Here is a 19505-nt window from a genome sequence, read left to right on the forward strand (position 1 = left end):
TGAAAAGAAACGTTATGTCTACATTGAATCTGGATCTTGGATCCATGCTGGCGCCTATTGCGCCGGAAAATCCTCGTGGTTGCAATATGGAATTTGAGGCTGGCTACGATGCTATTCGTGAAGCGAGAGAAAGCGATCCGGATGATTTACCTCAGGATGAATGGTCGAGCGTATTGCGCAAGGCGGATTGGTTACAAGTCATCCGTCTTAGCCAGAAATTGTTAAGACATGAGAGCAAAGATCTGCAGGTGGTGTGTTGGTTAACCGAAGCGTTGCTTCATCAATATGGGTTAGCGGGCTTGGCGAGCGGCATCAAGTTTATGCAGGCGTTTGTGCAGGCTTATGGCGATAGCTGCTGGCCGGAGCCGGACGAAGACGGCGAGAGTCTGCATCACAACAAACTGCAATGGCTCGACCGCCAACTGCAGCTGCCTTTGATGCGCTTGCCGTTGTTGGGGCAGCCGGAAAGCACGCTGGAATATTGGCGTCAGGTACAAGCCTTTGAACATAAAGTCGCGATGTATCCTGACCAGCGCGAAGCGCTGCTTAACGAAGGGGATTTTTCGCTGTCCACGTTCCAGCGCTGGGCGGCGGGTATGTCTGCGGCAACGGTTGCGCAGGCTGTTCAGGTTTTAGCGCAGGTTAGCGCCGCACGGGTTGAGTTTGAGACAAGTTATCAGCGACACCATGCGGATATACATAGCGATATGCTCAGCGCTACCGCGCAGACATTGGAGGAGATGGATGCATTTCTACAGCGAATTGGTGAACAGACGGCAACCCACTATGACGATGTGATGATGATAAACGTGCTAGAGCCCGATGCTGCGCCGCTGGGACATGCAGAAACGAGTGATATGGCACGTCAAACCATGTCGCGTGATTTAGCCGTCAGCCAAATGCTGACCATTGCGCATTTCTTCCGCCAAACCGAGCCATCAAGCCCAGTGCCTTTTTTGATGGAGCGCGCAGCGCGTTGGGCAAATATGACGCTAACCGAGTGGTTAGAAGAGATGCTGCAAGACGACAGCAGCCTGCGCGATATCAATCATGTCTTGAAGGGGAGCGAGCGTGAATGATCCCGCGTAACCGTTTTGCATTTTGGCTGGTGTTCATGCTGCCGTTGGCGGTTACGCTACTGTCGGGCTGCGCAGAGAGTACGCAGCAGGAAAAGCAAGCTATTGCGGAAGTAACGGCACCGTTTGCAGCCAGCGCAATAACGCTCAATTTGACCGCCGAGCCACAGCTCAACCTATGGAACGAAATGTCCAACAGTTGCACCGTGTTGGTGATTCAGGCGGCCAACAATCCAGCACTGGACAAAATTCTCGATGACCCGATGCAGCTAAAAAGTCTGTTCAACGGCGCGGGTACAGCGGATGAGATCTTACAGGTTGATCGATATACCGTCATGCCGGGGCAAAAAAATACGCTACATATCGATCGCGCTGAGAAAACCCGAAATATCGCAATCGTGGCAGGATATTTTCCGTTCCCCAGCAAGAAACACATGGCGCATTTTGCTATTCCCGTTGCGACCAGTAGCCACGGATGGATAAGCCCTCAGTGGCAGGCGCAGCTAGCGCCGTTGCAAGCGAATATTACGTTAGGTGGTAAGGCACTGGTGAAGGCCGAAACGGTTAATTTGTCTGACGATAACGACAATGCTGATGCGGGTGACAACGGTACTCCTGCGTCAGAAAAGACGGCGGACTAATTATATGAATATCGAACAGCAGCCATATGTAACGCCGCCAAGAAACTCAGGGCAGGGCATTTATGCCGAACAGCAAAAAGTTTATTGGTATTCGGGGTTGTATTTACAGCCACAACATTTTCAGTCGATGGATTTGCATCAAGAGTGGATATTAGCGCAGCAGCGTTGCCTTGCTCATCCTTATTATGCGGGTGTCATTGATTGTCGAATTAACCAGAGCGTATTGTCCGACTATATTATCGATATCGAGTCGCTAAGCGTGATATTACCGCACGGCGAGCATTTAATGTATCCGGGAAATTGCCGCGTCGAAAAGCGTATATTCCGAGATGCATGGAAACAAAAAGAACAGACATTCACACTGTGGTTAGCTTTGCGACAATTTGATCCTGCACATTGTAACGTGGCCATTGCCGGTGACGATCGAGAGCAGACGAATACCCGTTGGATCAATGCGGGTGATGAAAGCGTGATGAAAGACGTTTATGACCGTGGGCCAGATGCATCTATCGCGCGTATTTATTACAACGCACGTATCGTCTGGGATCAGGAACGTGACAACCTTGTTGATGCACAGTGCATACCGTTGTTGCGTTTACGCTACGACGATGATGGTGTGTCTATTGATGCTGACTTCTCCCCCCCAGCGCTTACGTTGTATGCCATGCCAATGCTAGGAAAAGTGATTGATGACATCTATTACGAACTTAGCCACCGAGCAAAAAAATTAGAAGAGTACAAGCGCCCCGAACGGTTAACGCGCGTCAGCGGCGGTGACGATCAAATGACGCAGTTGTTAGCTATGCGTTCGCTGAACCGGGCTTTGCCGATGCTAAAACACTATCGTGATGCGCGCCGTGTCCATCCATGGGAGGTTTATGGCCTGTTGTGTCAGTTGGTGGGGGAATTGTCATCATTCAACGACGCCTGCTCATTTCTTGGCGAATGGCATCAGGGCGGCGACGCCTTATTGCCGTACGATCACCAGAATCTGATTGCTTGCTTTGGCAGCGCCAAAAAGGCGATTGTCGCGCTGCTCAATGGATTGGTTCTTGAAGAAAACACGTACGTTACGCTGGAGCATGAGCACCATGGCGTTTATCACTGCGCCTTGGATCAGCCTCTGGGTCAAACGCCAGTGGGAAGTATCCTGCTACTGCTGCGTTCAGCGCTGTTTACTAAGCATCGTGCCAGCGAGCCAACGGAAAGCTTAAAACTTGCGTCAAGGCAATCGTTAGAAGCGCTTATCCAGCACGCGCTACCGGGTATTCCGCTGAAATTATGCCAACCGGTTCCACGTGGTGTGCCAAATCGCAGCGACTCCTGCTATTGGGAGCTGACCCGAGATAGCGACCTGTGGAAAAACGCATTGCAAGAGCAAAGCATTGCATTTTACTGGCCGGAAGCCCCGGCCGATCTTCAAGTACAAATCGTATTTATGGCCGCTCAATGATGAAGCTTTTAAATTGTTATTTACCCGTTTTCCGGCTGGGATATGAATTTACTCAACATCCTGAAAAATATGCAGATTACGCATTTTTGCGTGAAACATGTATTGAGTTGCTAAAACAGAGTGCACTAAATGCTGAGCTTGAACACGATAAAAGCGACTGCGAATCGGCGCTATTAGCCGTGGTTATTTGGTTGGATGAGCGAGTGCTGTGTTCAACGTTATCCTGTGTTGCCCAGTGGCGTTCGGCATTATTACAGATGCAGCTTTTCCAGACATCTATTGGCGGTGAGCTGTTTTTTACCCGATTAGCGGCGATCCCTGATGCAAATATTTCACTGCATCGGGTTTATTTATTCTGCCTATTAACAGGGTTTCATGGAAAGTATACCCAGCAAGATAAAACTCGATTAAAGCAGAGAATTGAAAAAACGAAAGCGTGTTTACCACCGGAGTGGCGCGATTGGCCTAATCAAGCGCATTTAACCTTGGCAGGGCAGCAGCTCAAAATTAATCAATTAACGCATTGGCAAATAATCAAAAATAGCCGATGGCTGTGGCTAATTATTCCTGTCAGTGCATATGGGTTAATGCTCTTAAGCGGTTTTATCTATTTTTCATAGGTTATTACGATGTTTTTAAAACTCATCTCCTTTTTAGGATGGGGCATTCTTTTGTGCCTTTTACTGACATTTAGCTTGGCTATTTCGGTATGGTTAAATTGGGCAACACCTTATGCGCTGCTTCTTTGGACCGCATTAATTGTTTTAACCATTTTATTGCGCGCTGTCGGTTTATATTTATTACGCCTCTACCATGAAGGGAAAATAACATCGCTATTTTCTCGGCATCGCTTAACGCGCATGGAGCGCGTGTTGCTTGAACAGTGGAATCAGGGACTTGCCGTGGTACAGCGTATTGTGCGCCGCAAGCACGCGCTACCGTGGTTTGTGCTGATGGGAAAACAGTGTGGCAAAACCACGTTAGTGGCAGGGGCGGGGCTGCCAATCGTCTCTGCGCGTACAGAGCATGAACCTATTGTTCCCACGCGCACATTACGTTGGAGTTTTTTTAAGACGATCGCCTTCCTCGACCTTTCCAGCCATTTTTTGCTGAAAAGCCCCGCCTATGAACGTGCTTGGCGGCATCTCACCCGCTGGTGCCGTCGACAGCCACCGGCTGGGGTTATTGTTTGTCTCTCGGTAGCCGATCTATTACGCAATGATGCTATGCAGTTGCATCTTGATGCGCGCCAGATCCGCGCCCAGCTTGAACCGCTGACTCGGTCATTAGGGCGACATCTGCCGATTTATATCCTGATAACTTGCTGTGATGAAATCCCCGGTTTTAGTGCTTGGGTACGCCAGCTTTCACCCGCGCAGAGCCAGCAGGCATTGGGGCATCACTGGGATCGCCCGCCAATTATGGACAGCAAAGATCCCGCTTGTCTTAATGATTTATTTAATGCGCTTCGCAAAGGAATGGATTTGGCGCGTGTGGCCATGGCTTCGAGCTTGAACAGCGATGCCGAGGCATTACCCGTATTAGATTTTCCTGAAAAAATATCCCAACTACAGCCTGCGTTGAATCACTACCTTAGCGCCTTGGCGCAACCTGATGCTTATTTTGAGCCTGGCATGCTGGGTGGGGTTTGGTTTACTGCGAGTGAGCGTCTAAGCCAGCACAGCCAGCAACGACGATCGCTGTTTATGCATGAGCTTGTCAGCCGCCATTTACCCATGCTTAGTCACTATCACCGGCGCGCCTTGGCCGATATTCATTATCGCTCGCGCCGTTTGGGGCGTCGTTTTCTTATGTTGCTTTGCCTTGCTGGATTGGGTTCCAGCGCCGTGATGAGCGCGAGTCTGTTTGCTTGGCAACCGAAAGCGCTCAGCCGCGATGAGCTGGTTAATCAGCTAGAGCGCAACGAAAGTTGGCATCAGGCAGTATGGCGCTATCTTCCTTTTATCCCATTACTCGATCTGCAGCACCAATGGTTAGAAAACCGCCTGCTGCTGCAAACGCCTCAGGCGATGCAGAATACCACAGCGCAATTGGCGTCTTACCAACAACGGGTAATGACCGCTGTTCCAGACGAACAATATCGCCTGATTATGCAGTTGGCGCAAAGCATCGTGAGTGAGCAAAACCTACGGCAGGGCATGCTGCTCGTAGACGCTAAGCAGCAGCCTCCGATCCCAGTTGAATTGCGCATTACGGGTATGGATGACGCGGGATCTACGGATACCGAACTCGCGCTCGAACGTGCATTGCTAAATCAAGCGGGATCAGATACACGCCTAACTGCGCAGCGCCAGCTCTTGCGTCGCTTAGTGGAATCTAATCCTCAGTGGTTGTTTGCTGCCGACAGTCACCTGTCGACGGTAAGCGCGGGTGACTTTGGCTTCAAATCTGATTCATCGCAAAGGCTTGACGGGATTTGGACGCGCCAAGGGAGTGATGAAATTCATGCCCGTGCGGCATTGGTGATGCAGGCGCTAGCGCAATCGAAGCTTGAGCCTGTGCTGGATACGCAGCTACAGCGCTTGCCTGAACTGCGGCAGTCGCATTGGCTACAGTGGCTATTGGCGCTAAGCCATGAAGGGTTTCACGTCGATGGCTCTCAGTCGCGGCAAGCACTGCTAATGGATATTGATCGTGGCAACAGTCCGGCGATGCGTTTGGCGCGAGCCATGCATGAGGATCTGGCCGATCTCAATGACGCGCAGGCACAGCCATGGCTACAGGAATTACGTTATTTACAACAGCTACAGCAGCAGGCTACGCAGGCCGTTTATCTTGGCAAACTGTCGCGCTTAGATCAAAAACTACGCCAAAAAACCGCTAGCGTGCTGAAAAACACGGGAGGAACGACGCCTCGCGCCTTTAATCCAAGTATGGCGGCGTCATGGTTGGCGTGGCGCAGCAGCGAGCGTCATGCCACGGCCGCTGCGTTGGCCGCGCCGGAAAAAAGTCTGATGCTGATCGGCGGGCTATTTGCCCCGCAGGATATCCCAACGGATAACGCAATTCGCCAGATGTACAGTCGCTTTGAACAGCTGCGCCAAAGCATTTCACCCGAGCGCGATGACTACGCCATCAACGTGCTGTGGAGTCTGTACCAAAGCGATGCGGATTTGCTACTGGCTCATGCCATTAACAGCGCCGCCTGTGAAGTCCAGCAACGCTGGCAGCAACAGGTGTTATGGCCACTGACGAACAATAATCAACAACAGACTCCCGATGACCCGTTCATGCTGGCTTCACAAAGCGTGCAAAACTTCATGCGTGGTACGGCAAAAGGCTTGCTGGATATGACGCAGGGAGAAGCTCAGGCGGCGCGTTTTCGTGGACAGGCTTTACCGCTTACCCCCGAATTTCTCTCATTAGTGAATCACGTACTTCGTCCTGACGATGTGCTGGCTACGCCGTTAAGCACCGAGTCAAAAAATCAGGATGAGCTGGCGCGACTGGACGAGCAGCAAAAAACGCTCATCGCTCAGAAAACGGCGCTGGAGTCACAGTCTGTCGATGTCACGCTCAACAGCCAGCCTGCCACCGTTCCGGGAATGGCGCGAATTATGCCAACGGGTACCAAACTGACGCTGACCTGTGACGATCAAAGCGTCACGCTGGCCAGCATGAACTTTAGTGAACAGGCGCGTTTCCACTGGCGTCCAGCGCACTGTTCACACGTTGAGTTAGTGATCCGTTTCCCTCAGTTCGATCTGCATTACGACTACCTTGGAGACGCCGCGTGGCCTAATTTTCTACGCGATTTTTCTCAGGGACAGCACACGTTTTCCGCTGACGAGTTTGACGATCAACAAACCCAACTGCGAGCTTTAGGTATAAGCAACATTCTGGTGCGCTATCAACTGTCCGATTGGGCGCCAACCCAACAGGCGTGGGGATTATGGCAGCAGACGACAGAACAACTCAATCAGACAAATGAACAGCGGACAGTGCTACAAAACGCTCAGGCACAACGACAGCAGCCGCGTTTAACCGGCAATCTGTCTCAGGTGCCGACGACTGTCGCCCAATGCAGCAATTAAAATAACGGCTAAGGAAATTTATGAGTCATTACCTGAAGAAAATCGTTGAGACTTTTACGCAACCCACTCGCGAGTGTTTGGATAAAGCCATCAGCTTGGCCGTTGAGCATCAGCACCATCAGGTTGAGGTTGAACACATGCTAATGGCCTTGATGCTGCAGCAAACTGAGCTATGGGAACGTTTATCGATCGCCAGTGGCTTACGTGCCGATCAGGTGTTGGCCGCATTGAAAACCTCAATGCGGGTGATACGTGGCGGTCATCGCGGCAGTCCACTGCTGTCGGCTGAGCTGGTGACCTATCTCGAGCAAGCGTGGCTACACGCCAGCGTAAACTGGCACCAGCGCCAGCTCACGCCGGCGGCGTTGCTGGGGTGCCTATTGGCTAAAACACCTGACAGTCACCTTGCGTTGAGTACCACGTTATTGCAGGCGCTAACCTGTCAGGCGGATGCCGCAGAAACGTTGTTATGCGCCGAAAGCCAACGCCACGTTGAAGAACGAATGGAAGGTGAGAGCCTCCGGACATCGAGCGATGATCCTCGCCAGTCAAACAGTGCGATCCAGCAATATACGCGTAATTTGACCGAGCTGGCGCGCGATGGTGCTTTAGACCCCACGCCAGGGCGTGAAGCAGAAATTCGGCAGATGATTGATATTTTGCTACGGCGCCGACAGAACAACCCCGTGCTGACCGGCGAGGCCGGTGTAGGTAAGACTGCGTTGGTTGAAGGGTTAGCTCAGCGCATTGTGGCAGGCACGGTGCCGGAAGCCATTAAATCCATGGCGCTGTTGACCCTCGATTTGGGGCTATTACAGGCCGGAGCCAGTGTAAAAGGGGAGTTTGAAAATCGCCTGCAAACTCTGCTGCGCGAAATTAAGGCGTTGCCTGTACCGGTGATCTTATTCATTGATGAGGCCCATACGCTGGTTGGCGCGGGTGGTCAGGCTGGACAAAACGATGCGGCTAATTTGCTGAAACCCGCGCTAGCGCGAGGTGAACTGCGTGTTATTGCGGCGACTACGTGGGCGGAATATAAGAAATATTTTGAGAAAGATGCCGCGTTGGCTCGGCGTTTCGAAGTCGTGCGAGTGTTAGAGCCGGATACTGAAACGGCAACCGCGATGCTGCGTTCATTGGCGCCGGCCATGTCGTCTCACCACGGTGTGCAGATTCAGGAAAGCGCGTTGAATGCGGCGGTTCAGCTTTCGCAACGCTACATCACAGGCCGTTTGCTGCCAGACAAATCGGTCAGTCTGCTGGATACGGCATGTGCCCGCGTGGCTGTTTCTCAATCGCATCAGCCTAAAGAAATCGAAGATCTGCATGCTCAGCTTAAGGCGCTGAATCAAGAGTCTGTGCGCTTGAGTCAAGAAGGTGAACAGGGGCATCAGCGGCGGTTACAGTGGATTGCGCAGCGCGAGCAGGAGATCGAGCAACAGCTCACGTTGCTGATGCCGCTGTGGGAGCAACAGCGTGAATTAGTCGCCAATATTGCCGGCTGCGATGATGCTGCACAGAAAGCCGAGTGGCGTTCAGCGCTTGCGACCAGCCACCAACAACATCCGTTAGTTTTTGAACGAGTGGATGATGTATGCGTGGCCGATATTGTAGCGGGTTGGACGGGGATTCCGTTGGGTAGAGTAGTACAACAGCAGTCTTATCAGCTCGACGAATTGGTTGAACGACTGGAGAGTCGAGTCATGGGACAGCCACATGCGCTGAGGGAGATGGCGACCCGAATTCGCATTGCGCGTGCCAATTTACACGATCCACTCAAACCGTGTGGTGTGTATATGCTGGCGGGGCCTTCTGGCGTGGGGAAAACGGAAACCGCGTTGGCGCTAGCAGATTTGATGTACGGTGGTGAACAGAGTCTGATTACCATCAATATGTCGGAATATCAGGAGGCGCATTCAGTTTCTGGCCTGAAAGGTTCTCCTCCAGGATACGTAGGATACGGGCAGGGGGGCGTTTTGACTGAGGCCGTACGCCGTCGCCCTTACAGCGTGGTATTGCTGGATGAAGTTGAGAAAGCCCATCCTGATGTTATGGAGCTGTTCTATCAGGTATTTGATAAAGGTGTGATGGAGGATGCTGAAGGCCAGCAGATTAATTTTCGTAATACTTTCATCATTATGACGAGCAATTTAGCTTCTGATTTACTGATGCACCATGTGAATGCCGCCCAGTCGGATGCAGGCCATGTGGGTATGGGCGACAATGATATTAAAATATTGACTCAAATTATTCGACCCGAGTTTGATCGGGTGTTTCGTCCTGCGCTAATGGGACGAGTGACTCTTATTCCCTACTTACCGCTTCAGGGAGAAACGCTGTCTAACATCATTCGTCTAAAACTGGATCGTTTGATTCAGCGCTTCGTGCAGGCGGGGCAAGGCGACTACACGTTGAGCTATCAGGCTGAGGTGGTGGACTATGTGGCGGCACGCTGTTTAGTGGCACAAAGCGGGGCTCGCGATATTGATGCCATTCTGGGGCAAGCGTTGTTACCCGTTCTGGCTGATAGCTTACTTAGCGTCAAGCTGAAACCAGGCAAGCTCACACTGTCGTTAAGCGATGACCACATTGTGCTTAAAGCGGCGCGACGGAGCGCCAAGGCGGTGGTGCAATGAAAGCTCGGGTGAACTTGACAGCGTTAAAAATCAATGGGCATGACCCACGCTTTAGCAAAGCATTTCAGTACCTGAGCGAATCACTTAGCCATAAAAATGTACAGAAAATTTCTGATTGGGATGCGTTAGAACTGCTGTGCTATCAGCAGTTTCATGACTATGGCTATGATTTGCAAACCGGTGTTTGGTTTTGCTTGATTAACAGCCACCTTAAGGGCTGGGGCGGTCTGTTACAGTCACTGGAATTGCTCACGGGCGCGTGGGAAAACCATAGCGCTCGTTGCTGGCCGCCGCTTGGCGCAGTGGCATTACGCCAGAATATTTTGGAGTGGTTCAGTCAGCATGTCGCTACGTTGATGTACACCATGCCGATAACCTCATCAGATATCACCGTGGTGCAACGCATTGAATGTGTGCTGCGTTTACTCAGTGAACAGGCGAAAGTTTTGCAGGCACGCTGCGATTCTACTTTGGAAAACGTGCGCTATTTTTTGCAGGTGCGTACTCATTCGGTCGTCGCACCTAGCGTACGTAACTCCGTTGCGGTTCGACAGCGGCGCGCTGAGGAGTCTGTTGAGAATCATGCGGTTATCGCTGAATCGGTGCCATTCACCGCCCTTACTCCAACACCGGCGTTAGCTAATCCAAGACGTCCTTACCTGAGGGCCGCATTGCTTGGCGGCATAGTGGGCGTTATGGTTACGTCACTGACGTTGTGGCTGGTGGAGTGGGGCAGTACGTACCGCTGGAGGGATAAGATCCAGATGCCTATTGGCTTATTGCAGCGCAGTGCTAGCGCGCCAATCGATATGGACTCGCGCTTTGATATTCAGCAAGCACGGGAAGAGCGGGAGAAAACGGTTCCTGTCATGCGTGAGCAACTGCTGTGGCTAGCGACCAGATCGCCTGAGCAGTGGATGATGCAAGGTGAACGCCTTTCGCGGCGGTTAGAAGAAATCTATCCGGGAAATCCTGCGTCGGCCAGTTGGCAACAAAAAATGCAGGAAAAAGCGGGCAGTGTAGGAACGTCTAATCATTGGAAGCACGGTATGGTGGCGTTGGCACAGCTGGAAGGGCGCTTGCAGCAGAGTGAGAAAGCCCATAGCCAATATCTGACGATTTCTGAACTCAAAACGGCGATTTATCAGATACAGCAAGATTTCGAGCAGCAGGGGGAACCCGTCGGCGATCAGCTTAACGATCTGCAGCAATATATTGATAACCGGCAGGACATTCATCCTGCCGCGCTATACCAGATACAAGAGCAAATTAATGCACTATTGGCAAAATATACATTGCTTAAAACACAGTCGCTAAAAAAAGGCGACGAATAATAACAATATTTATCTCACAGAGGATGTGAATATTCATCTCTGCTTGGGTTTTGAATTTAATCTATTAAACATTCAATTTTTAGGAGGCAGTATGCCATTTTTTTGTTTTCCAACTAAAAAGAAAAAAACACTCAGTAGTGGAGAAATTGATGAGAAGCGCTATTTGGCTTATCGTCGGTTATGTGAAAAATACACAAAATGTCGTGGTGAGATCTTTAATACTCGCCCTGGAGGCCCTAGAGCAACAGAGTGTTGTGAGAGCATCCTTCTCGATCGTTCCGTTTCTTTTGGCGACTGGGGTAAAACGTTGCGAGAAGTATTTACTTATCAATATAAAGTCATTGAAGAATATGAGCGGAGGCGTTTAGGAACCGGTGTGAGTAAATCTTGCATTTTAGAATATATGTATTCTGATGTGCCGGCCCTGAGAAGAGAGTCATTTGCGCAGCTACTATTAAGAACGAACCGAGATATTAGTGACAAGGAAGCTAAAGAGAGGGAGAAGAAAAAAAATGAACTGCTAGCCAAAAAAGAAGGCTATGAGTGTTCAGCTATCGCTTATATTTGGGCTGCAGGTTCACTATCGCAGAATGATCCTTATGGCAATTTTTCTTCTCGAAGAACCATCAACAAATTGAAAGAATTAAACCCTAAATCAGAAATGCGCGTTGATTATTTTTCGGATGACAAGGTCTATTTGAAATATGCCATTGAAGAGTATGACAATAAACCAATCTCTTATATGTTCGAAGAGTTAGAACGCTATGTCACAACGAATAAATCGCAAACTTCCATCCTTTATAGGGGGATGCCATCGAGATATATCCCAAGCGTTGGCGAGATCTATCAACCCCAGCGATTTTTTGCCGCCTCCCGATCAATCAATACGGCAACGCGGTTTGCACCTGATAGCGGTGGCATCATCATTGAAATAATCGGACGAGCTGCGTATATACCCAATGTCTATTATAACGGTGATGAGTCAGAGTATCTTTTTTCACGTAATGCAAGGTTTCGTGTGACCAAAGGGCAGAATGGAAACATAAAATTAATTCAAATATAAAGTGAGTTACCCCATCAATGATGAGTTGGTGTTTTTTTGCATTTTGACAAGGAGTATTAATGAAAAAGTTAGAATCAGGTGTGTTCCCGGGTACTCGGGCTAAAATGAATTTTCGCTCTTATGCGGGAATATATTATAAAAAAAATATTGGCAGTCAAGGATGGGAGCTTGAGAATAAATTTCTGCTCTTTACGGAAACTAATCGCAAGGGGCAGGATTTAATTATCACCAGTCACGGCACCTCTGCGGGTTGGCTAGGATCTGTTTCCATTCCTGCTAATACGACGCTGAATGTGTTGGGGCCCCATGGACATGCATTGTTTGATCCTGGTTTAACTACACTTATGGGAGCATCATTTAAACCCTATGCCAAAGTGAATAACCAGAATTTTGGTTTTGGTCATGTTAATCGTGGACAGGTTTATGAAGGAAAGAACGAAAAACGTCGGGGCCTCACTTTTTTTGCTGAACATAGCCAATCCTTAAAGAGTGTGGCGGGTACTGCAGGAGGAAAAAACTATAGGAATTATTATCTGGTGAAATATGAAAAAGATACCGAAAATGACTATCACAGCATCAGGCAATTTATTGAACTCAATATGCATGCGTGTGATGAGAAATTACCAACCTTCAATCATCGCCGTATGGATGTTCTTTCAGTGAGATCGCCAAAGGTAGCGTTTATTGTGACATTAAAAGACGCATTTAAAGCGCTAAACCGTAATGGTATCCATTACGAAAATATTTATCTTTGCTTCTGTCGCTGCTCTTGGAATCCTCTGGCGAGCTATCGGGCCGGATACCATGTGTAGCGCCATCATCACTGAGCGTCGTAATCAGGTACCTAATTTGAGCGCTATATCCAGTCTTTAAGTTCTGCCGCACCGGTGATGAAAAATAATGGAGTGGTATTTTTTGCGGTATCATTCTATGTGAACATCGCGTAGGAGTGGCAAGAATATGACAGATGCAGGCCAGTGGATTTCCGATTACGGCTATATTGCGGTGGTTGTCGGCAGCATTATTGAGGGCGAAACGATTGCATTTTTAGCGGGTATTGCAGCGCATAAACATTTGCTGTCTTATCCGCTCGTTTTACTGCTCACGTTCGTGGGCGCGACGGCGGGAGATTTTACCCTCTATATGGTTGGACGTCGATTTGGCACGCAAATCTTGAGCCGTTTTCGCCGTCAGCAGAAGAAAATCCAGTACTTCCAGCAGCGAGTGCGCGAGCATGAAACATGGCTGATCTTGGGGATGCGCTTTGCCTACGGTTTTCGTACCGTTGGGCCGATTATTATCGGTTCATCTGGGGTTAAGCTGCGTAAATTTGTCCTATTTAATGTTATAGGCGCCGCGGTTTGGGCGTTTAGCGTGGTGACGCTGGGCTATGCTGCCAGCGAAGTGTTATTCCGTCTATTTGCTCATGAGCACCAACGGCGAATTGCTTTTGTGGTGCTGATGGTGGCGCTACTGCTGATCTTGATTGGGGTTAAATGGTATCGCTCAAAACGGGCAGACAGTAACGACGCCTAGGTTGAAAAGTTCCGCTATTTCTTCGGCCTATACTTTTCAGGCAGTTCAGGAACAGGGCGTTTGTCGTCAATGAGATGACGCACGGTGAGAATAGGGTGTCGCCATAACATACGCGGCCCAGACCAACGCATGATCTGTTTCATCTCTTCACGTTTGGCTGGTTGATAGCAGTGAACAGGACACTGCTTACAGGCGGGTTTGTCTGCGCCAAAAACGCAACGGTCGAGGCGTTTGGCCGCATAGGCGTAAAGCAGATCGTAGTGCTGTTCATCCGCTTTGGCCTCGGGGCAACGCCTCTGATATAGCGAAATCATTTTTCGAATGGTGAGTTTTTCCCTCTGAATACGATTGTCTGGCATGGCGCTTATTCCCCGGTTGGTACTCACTTTTCGATACGTATAATATATATTTATAATACATGTATTGGCTTGCGAGATTCCATCCCTTCCTGCATTTTGATTAGATCATCGCAGGGATAATCAGCAGTGCGCCTGAGGTAATACCCACAAATAAAGCCGCCCAAATTGCCGCTGAAAATAGACTCACGCAGTAAACCCTGAGTCGGTTTAGCGGCAACATGCCAGCAGCAAGCGGAACCATATAGCGCAGCACCGCGATAAAACGCGAGCTGAACAGCACCACTAGGCTGTTATTTTCCAATTTACGCCTTATGTTTTGCAGTTTTTCTTCATGCCGAGTGAGTAATCCCTCGAACAGTTTGTTGCGCATAATCAGTACGCCGAGATGAAAACTTAGAATTGAACCTAGCGCTGCGCCTAACGTAATGGCTAGCCACACTTCGCCAACCGTCAGGCTGGGTTGGCTAATGGAGATACTCGCCAGTAGCATCACTGAAGCAGGTGGCAGCAAAGAAGAGAGGGCAACGGTCGATTTGCTAAGTGCAATGCCGAACAGCAATAAGAACAGCTGCGCTGGATAAAGGGCAAAATGCGCCAATAGCGGTTCTAGCCATGCCATGTTGTCCTCCTATTCGTATTCGTTTCATCGGGAAATAGGACTTTTGGCTAATGCTGGTCACTTAAGCGCGATTTTAGGGGAAGTACACCGATGGGGTCGTAGCAGCTTTAGCTGCCGGAGCGCCCCGCGGTGTGCTAGCCCCGTGTATCTCGATCTCTTAAACGATCAGCATTAGGCTTTTGGCCCCTATCTGGACATTCGCCTAGCGAATGCGTTTAAGCGTAATGGCGCTAACCACGAGCAAAATGGCGGCAGATACCAAGACGTAAACAAAAGCGTTGTCAAAGGCTGAATGTGCTTGGCCAATGACCCACTGGGCTTGTTCAACGTTCAGCGTTTTAGCCAATTTTAGCGTTTCATCAATGCTGTCGAATGCGGCAGAATCTAGCGATATCTGTGCGGGCAATACCAGACTACTGCTGTAAACCGCGGTCATCATTCCACCCAGCAATGTGATACCCAGCACGCTGCCCAGTTCGTAGGCAACGTCTTCTATCGACGCCGCCATGCCGGCTTTTTCGTTCGGTGCATTAAACATAATGGCCGTAGATGCCGCGGTAAATGAGGCACCAATACCGCAACCGATGGCCGCAAGATAGATCAAAATTTCTAGCAGGCTTTCGTTATAGCGTAAGGCTAATCCGGCAATGCCTAATGCGGTGATCGTTAGTCCACCCATCACGAGATTTCGTTCGCCGTATTTAGGCTGCAGTACGCCAGCCAAGGGGCCAGCCAGCGCTGCAGCTAATGGGATCGGTAAAATGTAGAGCGCGGCTTCTAAGGGGGAAAGTCCCACCACTAACTGGAGACGCTGGCTTAATACGAGTTCGATACCTACCATGGCCAGCATGGCAACCAGCGCAATTGCGACGCCGCTGGTAAACATACGATTGCTAAACAGCGAGAAATCAATCATCGGTGTATCTAAACGGCGTTGGCGACGCACAAAAATCGTTAGAAATGCGATGCCTAGCGCAGCGGAGGTCAGCATTAACAGAAGCGAAGGCTGCGTTTTACTCAGCTCCTTCAGGGCGTAAATCGCCGCGACTAGCCCAATCAGCACCTGCACAGAACCAAGATAATCGCATGGGCGTTGCTTAGTCTGACGGTCTGTCGGAATTAACCATTTAGCAAAGGGCAATACGATCAACACCACTGGAACATTGATCAGAAATACGGCACCCCACCAGAAATATTCCAGCAGCATTCCACCAATGACTGGGCCAATTGCCGCGCCACCAGAGGCGACGGCGGACCAAATGCCTATCGCCAACGAGCGCTCTTTGGGTTCAGTAAAGGTATGGCGAATAATCGACAGCGTAGGTGGCATCATCATGGCTGCACCCACCGCCAAGAATACACGTGATGCGATCAGCAGCGGCGCGTTGGGTGAGAATGCAGCGCACAACGAAGCGAGCGCAAAAACGGGCAGGCCATACATAAACAGTTTTTTATGGCCGATACGATCGCTTAGCATACCTGCGGCGGGTAACAAACCGGCTACCACTAACGGATAGGCATTGATAATCCAAAGCTTTTCAGATGCGTTTGCGTTCAGCGATAGCGTAAGTTTTGGTAACGCCGTGTAGAGCACGGTCATATCTACAACGATTAAAAACAATGCGCTGGATACGATTGCTAAGGTTAGCCAGCGTTGATTGGCATTCATCATCATGTCTCTAAATGGCGATGTGGCATACTGCCGCATCTGTTAAATTTCAAGGCCCACATGTTATGGGCTATAATGCTAACTTTCAATCCATACGTATGTATTTAAATCGAGGGCACTTAAATGGGGCGTCAACGTAGCATCGATCGTGAAAAGGTTTTGGATGTCGCTGAAGAGATTATTTCCACTCAAGGTGCGGCGGCGCTGACTATCGATTCTGTGGCTCGAGCAATGGGGATCTCAAAGGGTGGGGTTCAGTACTGCTTTGGCAACAAAGATGCGCTCATTGACGCAATGTTTGAACGCTGGGGGAAGGCCTACGATCAGGTTTTTGATTTGGTTGCCAGACAGGACGACTCCCCAGAAAATCGAGTAGCGGCTCATGTTATGGCCACGCATAAGTACGATCAGGCCTCTAGTGCTAAGGCGGCAGGCTTGTTGGTGACATTGATGCAGACGAAAGAGCATTTGGAAAATACTCGTCATTGGTATCGCGATCGTATTGCAAAGTTAGATATGACAACGCCAGCGGGCAAGCAGGCGCGTATCGCTTTTTTAGCTACCGAGGGCGCTTTTATGCTGCGTTATTTTGGTCTGATGGATATTGAACAAAATGAGTGGGAATCAATGTTTAGCGATATTGAATCTTTAATTTCCTCAGAAGCGAAATTGCCAAAAATAGAGTGTGGCGGTTAGGTCACTCTTGTCGATAGCGTGTGATTTATCGTTGGCTAAAATAACCCGCTTGCAGAAGAGAGTGAGCGCGTTATTTTTTTAGGATAAAAGGTAAAAATAGGATTTCCATTGTTCAGGGTAATGGCGTTTGCGTTAATTTTAAATAAGAAAATGGTTTTTTTAATCAAAAATAGATTTTTCTAAATATTCAATAAACCAAAATCCATTTATCAAATCTGATTTTTTTTTGCGGTGTAAGATCGCCTCGTTTTTAACGATCTCGTTATGGCGAGGCTCCTATACAAACACAAGTTATCGCCCTGATGGCATCGAGAGAGGCCACACAGGGAAATACAGGCATCCATCGAATCAAGGTGTTGCCAAGGTAACTTCTAGTTAAATCAACAGATTGCTAGATACGTTGTATAGTGCTAAACCCAAGACGTAGGGATCTCACTTCCTATATTAGTCTTGTTCGCCCCTATGAGGTTTTAATTCTATAGGGAATCAAACTATGTCTTACCGCGTAAAGAATGCTATTCATAATCACAATAAAGAATATGACGATGACGCCATTGCACAATATATGCGCACTGACTTTGTTGCGTTAGAACATATACTTTGTGTTCAAGAAGCTCGTGAGGTATTTTTATCTCGTCTGAAAGATGATGATATTCCAGCTCAGGTTTTCGTGGTTAATGGTGATAAATTTTGTGGTGTTTTGTCCATTAAAAAGCTGCTGCAAGAGTCTGATCCTATGCAGACGATCAGAGCGTTAATGGACGTTAATTTTTATCATGTTAGCCCAGAAGATGAGCGGCAGGACGTCATTATATTATTGTCAAAAGAGGAGCTAGATATTGTTCCCGTTATCGACAATGGGAAGCTGGTGGGATGTTTGACGGAAAAAGAAATTGCTCATCTATTGGAAGATGATGTGACTGAAGATGCACAGCGGCAGGGCGCGAGTTTGCCACTAGATAAACCTTATCTAGAAACTAGCCCCATTACCCTGTGGAAAAAACGCTCAGTATGGTTGCTTTTGCTGTTTGTCGCAGAAGCCTACACCAGCAGCGTAATACAGCATTTTGAAGATGCGTTAGAGTCAGCGATTGCTTTAGCCTTCTTTATTCCTTTATTGATCGGCACCGGTGGTAACAGCGGTACACAAATAACGTCAACCTTGGTTCGATCAATGGCGCTGGGAGAAGTGCATTTAAGGGATTTGGGTAAAGTTATTCGCAAAGAAGTGACGACGTCACTGATGATTGCACTCACCCTCGGGTTAGCAGGATGTCTGCGTGCGTGGATGATGGGTATTGGCCCTGAAATTACGTTGATTGTTAGCCTGACATTAGTGTGTATCACGCTGTGGAGTGCGGTTGTTTCGTCGGTCATTCCGATGGTGCTAAAACGTGTAGGCATCGACCCTGCCGTGGTATCTGCACCGTTTATTGCCACCTTTATCGACGGCACCGGTTTGATTATTTACTTCAAAATTGCTCAGTATTCGCTGGGGTTGAATTAATCATTCATGCTATATCGGCATCTTTAAAGCCGTGCGCTTGGGTGTAATGCTGTTCATTTAAGAGATCGAGATACACGGGGCTAGCACACCGCGGGGCGCTCCGGCGGCTTCGCCGCTACGACCCCATCGGTGTACTTCCCCTAAAATCAGGCTTAACTGACAAGCATTACGCCCTTGGGTGTGGCTTTATCTTATTTTATACAGACGTAGCGTAATACGGCGGTCACAGCTAACTGTCGATTACGAGCAAGAATTTCTTCATTAGACTGCTGGCTGTGAAATAGTGCATTGAAGGTGTAGCGATTTGATACCTGATGTACACAGATGCTGCTGATTAGACGGTGTACATCTATCACATTCAGATCGCTATAGAAATCACCGCCACTTTTGCCTCTGCTTAGAATGTTTTCTAGAACGTCAAGCGCAGTCTGGTTTGCGCTTTGGATTTGGGATGACTGGCTAATGTAGCGGCCACGCAATAAGTTCTCGCAGCATACCAAGCGCATAAAGTCGGCGTGAGAAATATGATAGTCAAAGCTCTTCTCAACCAACGTTATGAGGGCTTCCTTAGGAGGGAGTGTGGAGAGATTAAGGCCGAGCTCATACTGACGGATCTGCTCATAGACTTTCTCCAGCACGGCAATATACAACTGTTCTTTATTTTGAAAATGATAGACCACCATGCGTTTTGTGGTCGCGGCCTCTGAGGCAATCTGCTCTAGACGAGCCCCTTGCATGCCAAACTCTGCAAAAACCGTTAGAGCACCGGAAAGAATTCTCTTTTTGAGGCCTTCAGGATCGTTTTTACGTTTGCTGTCTGTAGGCATGTCGATGTCATTCTCTGGCGTTTTCGGAATCTTC

General features: G+C 49.0%; 16 protein-coding genes and 1 riboswitch. Of the genes, 12 read left to right on the forward strand and 4 right to left on the reverse strand.

Annotation, left to right across the window (positions count from 1 at the left end):
* Positions 1-14: 14 nt before the first annotated feature.
* The 10 genes from tssA to HMPREF3091_RS20095 all read left to right on the forward strand — a co-directional run bounded on the left by tssA (position 15) and on the right by HMPREF3091_RS20095 (position 13794).
* Positions 15-1079, forward strand: a complete 1065-nt coding sequence (gene tssA / locus HMPREF3091_RS20045; RefSeq protein ID WP_070718438.1) for a type VI secretion system protein TssA — start codon at positions 15-17, stop codon at positions 1077-1079.
* On the forward strand, positions 1076-1717 hold the full coding sequence (gene tssJ / locus HMPREF3091_RS20050; protein ID WP_070718439.1) for a type VI secretion system lipoprotein TssJ: 642 nt from the start codon (positions 1076-1078) through the stop codon (positions 1715-1717). The genes tssA and tssJ overlap by 4 nt, the downstream gene beginning before the upstream one ends.
* A 4-nt stretch (positions 1718-1721) precedes the next feature.
* The gene (gene tssK / locus HMPREF3091_RS20055) at positions 1722-3170 is read left to right on the forward strand and encodes a type VI secretion system baseplate subunit TssK (RefSeq protein ID WP_004091475.1); all 1449 of its coding nucleotides are present in this window, start codon (positions 1722-1724) and stop codon (positions 3168-3170) included.
* Positions 3074-3790 (forward strand): DotU family type IV/VI secretion system protein, encoded by a 717-nt coding sequence (locus HMPREF3091_RS20060; RefSeq protein ID WP_139146232.1) that lies wholly within the window; start codon positions 3074-3076, stop codon positions 3788-3790. Before tssK ends, HMPREF3091_RS20060 begins: the two co-directional genes overlap by 97 nt.
* Before the next feature lie 9 nt (positions 3791-3799).
* A complete protein-coding gene (locus tag HMPREF3091_RS20065) occupies positions 3800-7225 on the forward strand; it encodes a type VI secretion system protein (protein ID WP_070718448.1) in 3426 nt (1141 codons plus the stop codon).
* Positions 7226-7245: 20 nt separating this feature from the next.
* On the forward strand, positions 7246-9861 hold the full coding sequence (gene tssH, locus HMPREF3091_RS20070; protein ID WP_070718451.1) for a type VI secretion system ATPase TssH: 2616 nt from the start codon (positions 7246-7248) through the stop codon (positions 9859-9861).
* A complete protein-coding gene (locus tag HMPREF3091_RS20075; RefSeq protein WP_070718454.1) occupies positions 9858-11195 on the forward strand; it encodes a VasL domain-containing protein in 1338 nt (445 codons plus the stop codon). The genes tssH and HMPREF3091_RS20075 overlap by 4 nt, the downstream gene beginning before the upstream one ends.
* 91 nt (positions 11196-11286) lie before the next feature.
* Positions 11287-12258 (forward strand): hypothetical protein, encoded by a 972-nt coding sequence (locus HMPREF3091_RS20085; RefSeq protein WP_139146233.1) that lies wholly within the window; start codon positions 11287-11289, stop codon positions 12256-12258.
* A 59-nt stretch (positions 12259-12317) separates the two neighbouring features.
* The gene (locus HMPREF3091_RS20090) at positions 12318-13070 is read left to right on the forward strand and encodes a putative adhesin (protein ID WP_070718464.1); all 753 of its coding nucleotides are present in this window, start codon (positions 12318-12320) and stop codon (positions 13068-13070) included.
* A 148-nt stretch (positions 13071-13218) separates the two neighbouring features.
* Positions 13219-13794, forward strand: a complete 576-nt coding sequence (locus HMPREF3091_RS20095; RefSeq protein WP_070718467.1) for a DedA family protein — start codon at positions 13219-13221, stop codon at positions 13792-13794.
* A 14-nt stretch (positions 13795-13808) separates the two neighbouring features.
* Here the strand turns inward: HMPREF3091_RS20095 and HMPREF3091_RS20100 are convergent, their stop codons facing one another.
* From HMPREF3091_RS20100 to HMPREF3091_RS20110, 3 genes are all read right to left on the reverse strand, one after another.
* Positions 13809-14153, reverse strand: coding sequence for a nitrous oxide-stimulated promoter family protein (locus tag HMPREF3091_RS20100; protein WP_070718470.1), 345 nt, complete (start codon positions 14151-14153; stop codon positions 13809-13811).
* A 100-nt stretch (positions 14154-14253) separates the two neighbouring features.
* Positions 14254-14772 (reverse strand): DedA family protein, encoded by a 519-nt coding sequence (locus HMPREF3091_RS20105; RefSeq protein WP_070718473.1) that lies wholly within the window; start codon positions 14770-14772, stop codon positions 14254-14256.
* Positions 14773-14974: 202 nt separating this feature from the next.
* A complete protein-coding gene (locus tag HMPREF3091_RS20110) occupies positions 14975-16441 on the reverse strand; it encodes an MFS transporter (protein ID WP_070718488.1) in 1467 nt (488 codons plus the stop codon).
* A gap of 123 nt (positions 16442-16564) precedes the next feature.
* On the opposite strand from HMPREF3091_RS20110, the gene HMPREF3091_RS20115 reads away from it, so the two are divergent.
* Both HMPREF3091_RS20115 and HMPREF3091_RS20120 read left to right on the forward strand, forming a co-directional pair.
* Positions 16565-17137, forward strand: a complete 573-nt coding sequence (locus tag HMPREF3091_RS20115) for a TetR/AcrR family transcriptional regulator (RefSeq protein WP_004091488.1) — start codon at positions 16565-16567, stop codon at positions 17135-17137.
* 251 nt (positions 17138-17388) lie between these two features.
* A riboswitch (M-box (ykoK) riboswitch) is annotated at positions 17389-17573 on the forward strand.
* A gap of 57 nt (positions 17574-17630) precedes the next feature.
* Complete coding sequence (locus tag HMPREF3091_RS20120; RefSeq protein WP_004091492.1) at positions 17631-18644, forward strand: magnesium transporter; 1014 nt, start codon at positions 17631-17633, stop codon at positions 18642-18644.
* A gap of 191 nt (positions 18645-18835) precedes the next feature.
* On the opposite strand, the gene HMPREF3091_RS20125 is transcribed toward HMPREF3091_RS20120, so the two are convergent.
* The gene (locus tag HMPREF3091_RS20125; RefSeq protein WP_070718476.1) at positions 18836-19471 is read right to left on the reverse strand and encodes a TetR/AcrR family transcriptional regulator; all 636 of its coding nucleotides are present in this window, start codon (positions 19469-19471) and stop codon (positions 18836-18838) included.
* Positions 19472-19505 lie beyond the last annotated feature (34 nt).

The sequence above is a fragment of the Hafnia sp. HMSC23F03 genome, assembly GCF_001816025.1.
In the GTDB taxonomy this organism is placed as follows: Bacteria; Pseudomonadota; Gammaproteobacteria; order Enterobacterales; family Enterobacteriaceae; genus Hafnia; species Hafnia paralvei.